Source organism: Streptococcus azizii (assembly GCF_001984715.1).
Classification (GTDB): domain Bacteria; phylum Bacillota; class Bacilli; order Lactobacillales; family Streptococcaceae; genus Streptococcus; species Streptococcus azizii.
In genome coordinates this window covers 1-7,241 of the sequence record NZ_MSPR01000034.1, presented here as the reverse complement: position 1 = coordinate 7,241, position 7,241 = coordinate 1, and the positions used below count along the sequence as shown (strand labels likewise).

Sequence of the window (7,241 nt, the reverse complement as noted above, 5' to 3'; positions counted from 1 at the left end):
ATTGACCGATTGATTGCGCATACTCCTGTTGGATTTGCTGCTGGCGGTACTGAACCGCCTGGGCATGCGCTTGGGCCCTCAGTTGAGATTCCTGTTGCTGAATATACTCATAGGCAGAAGAAGTCGGCACATAGCTTGGGACATAGGTGTAGCTATAGACCCCGGTCTGTTGTTGGCGAATCTGATGGGCCTCATGTTCAGGGGTCGTCGGCACATAGAGAGTTCCGTCCTTGGGGTTAATTAACGGTTTGGGCTGCGTATAGCGAGGACCCTTACCATCCGGCAACATCTTTCTAAAATGCCCGCTTGGATCGGTATAGTTAACAGGATTGTTCTGCACATAGGCATAACGATTTTGACTGAGCGGATTGCTTCGGCTACCCGAGTAGGAATCCTCGGTTAAGAAGGTCCCTGCCCTGCTATCATAGTACCTTGCCCGCAGGTAATCCAGCCCTGTACCATCTCTAGCCTCCCCATTGTAGGCATACGGATTGCCTGTTTCGTCTGTGCTAGACTGGGTGGCTCCATAGAGTTGGTATTTGCTGGACGCCACCGCTTGCCCGTCCTTGGTCAAGCCAGTAACGCTACCACTTTGTGTCGCTAGGTACTGATACGTATCCCCTGTCCTATGGTTGTTATAGGAATCTCCACTCTGTCCTTACTGTTACCATCATTCTGATAACTCGACCCGCTAAATAATTCTCGTGGTGATGTGAAAAGCACCTATGGAGAGTAGCTCCATAGGTGGGCGGGGAGTTAGGCAAGAGAGGACGGAAAACGATAGAAGAGTCTCCAGCGTTTTCAACGTCCTCGATGACTAGCTCAATCGCCTACAGCACCACGGAATATTACTTAATCAAATCAAGTAATTTATCCAAGTTCAGCATATAAAATTTATAGAATATCATCTGCTTTATTGAACAGAGACTTCTTCATCACACAAATCTTATTCGTTATTTTTATAAGTAAAATACTTTCCAAAGTAACTTTCCACCTCTGATGCTGCTTCATATAAAGCAATGTTTTGTGAAAGACTATCATATTCTGATATTGGTCGTAAAATACCTATCAAAATTGGAGGAAGATTTTTGTTGTATAAAATTTGTCCGCTCTGAACTTGTTCAATCATTTTTAGAATTCTCTGCTTATAGTTCTCTAAAACCTCAATAAGGATTTTATCCTTCTGCAAATTCTGACATTTTTCTACCTCATTTAATAAAATTTTTAATTTATTTATCAATATATATTTTTTCATAGTCACCTCAAAATTAAAATTATGGAATTGAGCGAGTCTCAACAACCCATGACCTATCAAATTCTTCAAATAGATATTGAATGCCTCCACCAGGTCTAGGATCTGGAATATATAGCTGTTCTCTTGCAGTCCCAATCGCATGTTTAACTTCGGTTCCCTTAGGAATATGCGCAACACTTACAACATTCCGTTCGCCCCAATCCTTGGACAAAGCTAATCTATCCATATAATCTTCAACGGTTAGGAGTGAATTAGCTTCCTCAGCAATAGTCCAATATTTCAAAGAAGCACTGGGGGAGGAAGATTTGTATTGTACAAGTACCAAGTCCTCAGTAGTAACATTTTTGATTTGATACCCTGTATTAAAATTACCAAGTTCTTGATTAAATGATTTTGAATAATCTATACGTTTTTTTATAACACTTTCTGTTATTGGAGAATTTGTAACCCTACTTTGACCAACATTGGACAAATGATTACTCGGACTAGAATTTTTTACACGCATATCATTACTTGTCGATATGCTTGTGTCATATTTAGCGATTTGATAACCTGCAAATGCGGATACCCCTATTTGAATAGGTTCAATCCATGGCACATATGGCGCAATAGCTTTCTCCAAGTCTGTAGCTGGAGTACCGTCAGGTCGCAGACCCGTTTCCGCAATAGTCTTATAAATATTCGTATAGTGGTACTTGCGCATTTCCGCAATGGAAGCCGCAATCCGTGCTTCTTCCTCTGCTTTAAGTTGCTTATACCTTGCAATAACTGCTCTATTTTCGCCACTTCCCAACGGATTGAAATAACCTGTACCTGTATAAGTGTTATAATTACCAATCACACTACCATACTTGGCTTTCAAGTCACTCATAGACATGTTATCTATCTTAGCCTTGGCCTCAACAGTTAATCCATACTTAGATGCTTCTTCTACTTTCCTAAAATCCGCAACAGAAGGAGTCTTCCCCTTCTTTGTATCCTTTGCCTTGGTCGTTTTTGGATCACAGACATGCGTAAACATATCTTTCAGAGCCTTGCCCCAGTTAAGCAATAAATTGTTAGCTTCTCGAGCCTTGGGTCTGCCGTATTGACCCGTTGATTGCGCATACTCCTGTCGAATCTGTTGCTGGCGGTACTGAACTGCCTGGGCATGCGCTTGGGCTCTCAGTTGAGATTCCTGTTGCTGAATATACTCATAGGCAGAAGAAGTCGGTACATAGCTTGGGACATAGGTGTAGCTATAGACCCCGGTCTGTTGTTGGCGAATCTGATGTGCCTCATGTTCAGGGGTTGTCGGCGCATAGAGGGTTCCGTCCTTGGGGTTAATTAACGGTTTGGGCTGCGTATAGCGAGGACCCTTACCATCCGGCAACATCTTTCTAAAATGCCCGCTTGGGTCGGTATAGTTAACAGGGTTGTTCTGCACATAGGCATAGCGGTTCTGACTGAGTGGGTCATCTAGTTCCCCTTGGTAACTATCCTCGGTCAAGAACGTTCCTGCCTGACTATCATAGTACCTTGCCCGCAAGTAATCCAGCCCTGTACTATCTCTGGCCTCCCCATTGTAGGCATACGGGTTGCCTGTCTCGTCTGTGCTATCCTTAGTGGAACCGTATAGTTGGTACTTGCTGGACGCCACCGCTTGCCCGTCCTTGGTCAAGCCTGTCACAGACCCTGCTTGGTTGGTTAGGTACTGATAGGTATCCCCTGTCCCATGGTTGTGGTAGGAACTTCTACCCTGTCCATAGGTATAGGTCTCACGAGCTTTCAGCTCTCTGTCATAGGTCTGGAGAACCTCGGTATGCTGGCGGTTGACGTCATTGACGTAGTTGCGCTCCTCATAGTAGTGGAAGCTATCTTCTCGTGTGGTGTAAGGAATCAGAACCTCTTTGACTTCGCTGGCATAGGTCACTTCTCCCTCACCCGGAAGGTTTCCTAGGTCTGGTGGGTTGACCACCAAGCCCTCCTCATTGGCCCTGTCTTTGGCCACCTTCTTATGGTAGGCAGTGGAGACATCGTCAAACATCGCATGCCAGATAGTCCCAATGGTCTGAGGGAGACTGGATAAGGCTTGTAAGACATTCTGACTAAAGCCATACCAGAAGAGGCTATGTGCCTCCCCATTTGGAGCGGTATGCGGTGATTTCTTCTTCTCTTCTCGCTTGAAGAGTCGATAGCTGTGCTTACCTTCCTTATGGCTAGCGGGGATACTCTATAAAAATCAACCTCTGACTAGGCAACGAAACCGCAGGTAGAACTGAAGTTCGGCAAGGTGAGGTAACGACGCCAGAGGTTGATTTTTGACGAGTATAAAGACGCGGTTATCATCGCCGTCATACAGCGCCGCAAACAAGAGGCCTGCTTTGTCCTTGACCGCAAGGAGTCTATTCTCCGTATCGTAGATATAGTCTAGCTTCTCATTGTTCTTACTTTGAGAAATCCGATTGCCGTTCTTATCGTAGGTGTAGCGGGTGGTACCGTTCTTGGTCTCGAGCTGAGTCAAGCGGTTGTGGTCATCGTAGGTGAAATTGTCTCTTCTTCCCTTATGGCAAGCCAAACAATTCTCGTGGTGATGTGAAAAGCACCTATGGAGAGTAGCTCCATAGGTGGGCGGGGAGATAGGCAAGAGAGGACGGAAAACAATCAATAGTCTCTAGCGTTTTCAACGTCCTCAATGACTAGCTCAATCGCCTACAGCACCACACAAAGCATGAATATATTATCCTTATCTATTCCTCCTGTTTATTGGACATTATGTTTATACTTCGAAATTTAACATCTGTAACAATTGTCTGACTTGTTCCTTCTGGATAATGTTAAAATCTGTAATAGTATCAAGTCAAAATATACTCAATACCATTAATACTTACTCTCTTTGCTTCCAATATTAGTAATTGATCCCAAATTTCAATGAATATATTCCCTCCTCCAGAATATTCGCTAACCCAATCTATCGAGTCTGAAATCAACCTAATAGTAACATTTTGATTCAATAATCCTATATCAGAGGTTTCTAAGTCTTTATACAAATAGGGAGAATAGATTTTTTTTCGACTTTCAGATTGGTCATGTATAAAATAAAATGTTGAGACTTCCTTAAATATAGCTTTCTGAAGACCAAATAGGTCATTATTCACTTCTAAAATAAACTCATTATGCAAAAAATCCAAATGATAGTACTCTATTTTACTCATTTCAAATAATTGAAATATGCGATTCATTTATTCCCTCCTGATAAAAAATCATCAATGATTTTTTTAATATTATCTACACTATTTTCATCAACATCAATATGTGTTAAACCTCTATCAGAGGAAGGAACTCCAAACTCCGTCAAAGTTCCCTTTTTAGAGGTAGAAATTCTATAATACGGTTTCATGCGACCGCCACTTCCAGAATCCATAATTCTCAACGTAAGTTTTTCTTTTCCATTTTCTAATGTAAGAGAGTACCCAGTATCATATTTCGTTGCCTTATAGCTAGTATCATATGTTTCGGCAATATCCCCTATAATATTACGCAAATCTTTTTTGGTATAAACTCTACTTACATCCGAAAACTCATCAACGACATCTCCAACTTTAGAACCAGTGACTTTAGAAATCACCTTCCCTGCTAGACCAAAGAGTGCATTGGCTGCTACATTGCCCGCAAAGTTACGAGAGAGAGCCTCCATGCTGATACTCTCACCATTTAGTCCTGAAACAATCGTATCAAGGGCTGTTTCTCCTGAACCATCTACTAAAGCTCGACCGAAAAGTGATTTGGCACCGAGTCCTTGCCCAATCTTACCTAAAGTATACCCAGAGATACCTCCTATCACGGTCTTTCCAGCAATCTGAGCTGGTGTTTCTTTCCTAGCAGCGCTTGTGAGTCCTGCCTGTAATCCCCCATACGTTGCCATGACATAAACAGGGTTCTTTGTAATCAAACCAACAATTCCAGCAGATAGCACAGCAGCTGCTTTTGCCCCTTCCTCAAGAGAAGCCTCATACACTGGCGCATAACTATGTTGCCCTAAAAGAGCTGAAAGAGCAGCTGAATTCCCTTGGTTAGCTTGTTGAATGGTCTCAACCAGCTCTTTATCAGAAAGTTTCTTCTTGCCTCCTTTTTTCGATTTCGATGGAACAGGAACGTTCGGCTGATAGCGAGAACTTGGACCCGCTGTGCTTTCCCAGCTGGCAACTCCGCCACCTCCAAAGCTGATAGGTTTAGGAGACCTACCCTTATCCTTCGCCTTGGTCGTTTTCGGATCGCAGACATGCGTAAACATATCTTTCAGAGCCTTGCTCCAATTAAGCAATAAATTGTTGGCTTCTCGAGCTCTAGGTCTGCCATATTGACCGATTGATTGCGCATACTCCTGTTGGATTTGCTGCTGGCGGTACTGAACCGCCTGGGCATGCGCTTGGGCCCTCAGTTGAGATTCTTGTTGCTGAATATACTCATAGGCAGAAGAAGTCGGTACATAGCTTGGGACATAGGTGTAGCTATAGACCCCTGTCTGTTGTTGGCGAATCTGATGTGCCTCATGTTCAGGGGTTGTCGGCGCATAGAGGGTTCCGTCCTTGGGGTTAATTAACGGTTTGGGCTGCGTATAGCGAGGACCCTTACCATCCGGCAACATCTTTCTAAAATGCCCGCTTGGATCGGTGTAGTTGACTGGGTTGTTGTGGACATAACTGTAGCGGTTCTGACTAAGCGGATTGCTTCGGCTACCCGAGTAACTATCTTCTGTCAAGAACGTTCCTGCCTGGCTATCATAGTATCTTGCTCTGAGATAATCCAGCCCTGTACTATCTCTAGCCTCCCCATTGTAGGCATACGGATTGCCTGTTTCGTCTGTGCTAGACTGGGTAGCTCCATAGAGTTGGTACTTGCTGGACGCTACCGCTTGCCCGTCCTTGGTCAAGCCGGTCACAGACCCTGCTTGGTTGGTCAGGTATTGGTACGTATCCCTTATCCTATGGTTGTTATAGGAAGCTCCACTCTGTCCTTACTGTTACCATCATTCTGATAAACTCGACCCGCTAAATAATTCTCGTGGTGATGTGAAAAGCACCTATGGAGAGTAGCTCCATAGGTGGGCGGGGAGCTAGGCAAGAGAGGACGGAAAACGATAAACAATCTCCAGCGTTTTCAATGTCCTCGCTAACTAGCTCAATCGCCTACAGCACCACGGGACATTACTTTATAAGCTTAATTTTATTGCTAACACAAGTCAAACATCATATAACCCTATAGAATAAAAGAAAAATAATATAGGTCGCCGTTTTTTTCTATATAATCATATATATATCCTCTAGCCTTGTCTATAGAAAGTTTACAATCTGATGGAGTATACAGCCGATTGTAATACCAACTATCGTAAGTCAAAGTCATTCTATGATTCTTTTCAATATAAACATCTCCTCCTAGAATAACTAAATTTAATTTTTTTATCTCAGACAATACAGCATCTACATGCTTCCAAGCATACACGTACTCATTGACACCAATTTCTGATAAGCTGACCCCTTTGCCAAGAAAATTTAACTCCATATTAGTCATTGTAATACCCCCTACTGAAGTGGTCTGAAAAACCTGTGATTGACAGTATTGTTAGCTTCTATAATGTATTCAAAAACTCCTTCTCTCCCCTTATAACTACCTGATATCTCTACCTTAGTCCTAGTAATGCCATCTCCTCCTACAATTTTTGTAATCTCTCCATCAGCCCCAAATGAGTCAACTGCCTCAGGGAAAGAATGAAAATCACCTTGTTTCATTTGTTTTTTCACTTTATCAGTATACTCAATATTTTCTAACGGATTCTTAGTACTCTTTTCGCCTCGGCGCACAACCTTTGCTCCATCTCCTACATCATCAACTGCCTCTGCGACTTTCAGAGAATCTTTGGTGTCATCCACCGCATCCACAGCTTTTAGGGCTTTAGAGGTATCACTGACATCATCAACTGTATCAATAACTTTTCCTGCTGTGACTC

The 7,241-nt window shown here is 43.0% G+C and carries 7 protein-coding genes and 1 pseudogene; all 8 read right to left on the bottom strand.

Translation table 11 applies throughout. The annotated features are described in order from the left end of the window. The coding region (locus tag BVE84_RS10150; RefSeq protein ID WP_142241401.1) for an RHS repeat-associated core domain-containing protein at nt 1–574 on the bottom strand (574 nt) is incomplete at its 3' end. Nucleotides 575–946: 372 nt separating this feature from the next. Continuing rightward, entirely contained in the window at nt 947–1,255 is a 309-nt protein-coding gene (locus tag BVE84_RS10145) for a hypothetical protein (protein WP_076996875.1), read from the bottom strand. 19 nt (nt 1,256–1,274) lie between these two features. Further along, nucleotides 1,275–3,281 (bottom strand): RHS repeat-associated core domain-containing protein, encoded by a 2,007-nt coding sequence (locus BVE84_RS10140; RefSeq protein ID WP_076996874.1) that lies wholly within the window; start codon nt 3,279–3,281, stop codon nt 1,275–1,277. Between the two features lie 195 nt (nt 3,282–3,476). Further along, nucleotides 3,477–3,812 carry an RHS repeat domain-containing protein gene (locus tag BVE84_RS11195; RefSeq protein ID WP_077063939.1) on the bottom strand — a complete coding sequence of 112 codons (336 nt, stop codon included), beginning with the start codon at nt 3,810–3,812 and terminating at the stop codon, nt 3,477–3,479. 277 nt (nt 3,813–4,089) lie between these two features. Beyond that, nucleotides 4,090–4,476 (bottom strand): YxiG family protein, encoded by a 387-nt coding sequence (locus BVE84_RS10130; RefSeq protein ID WP_076996873.1) that lies wholly within the window; start codon nt 4,474–4,476, stop codon nt 4,090–4,092. Continuing rightward, nucleotides 4,473–6,176 carry an RHS repeat-associated core domain-containing protein gene (locus tag BVE84_RS10125; RefSeq protein ID WP_076996872.1) on the bottom strand — a complete coding sequence of 568 codons (1,704 nt, stop codon included), beginning with the start codon at nt 6,174–6,176 and terminating at the stop codon, nt 4,473–4,475. Before BVE84_RS10125 ends, BVE84_RS10130 begins: the two co-directional genes overlap by 4 nt. A 317-nt stretch (nt 6,177–6,493) precedes the next feature. Beyond that, on the bottom strand, nt 6,494–6,805 hold the full coding sequence (gene imm40 / locus BVE84_RS10120; protein WP_083708351.1) for an Imm40 family immunity protein: 312 nt from the start codon (nt 6,803–6,805) through the stop codon (nt 6,494–6,496). 11 nt (nt 6,806–6,816) lie between these two features. Then, nucleotides 6,817–7,241, bottom strand: a pseudogene (locus BVE84_RS10115) (hypothetical protein); the annotation flags it as partial.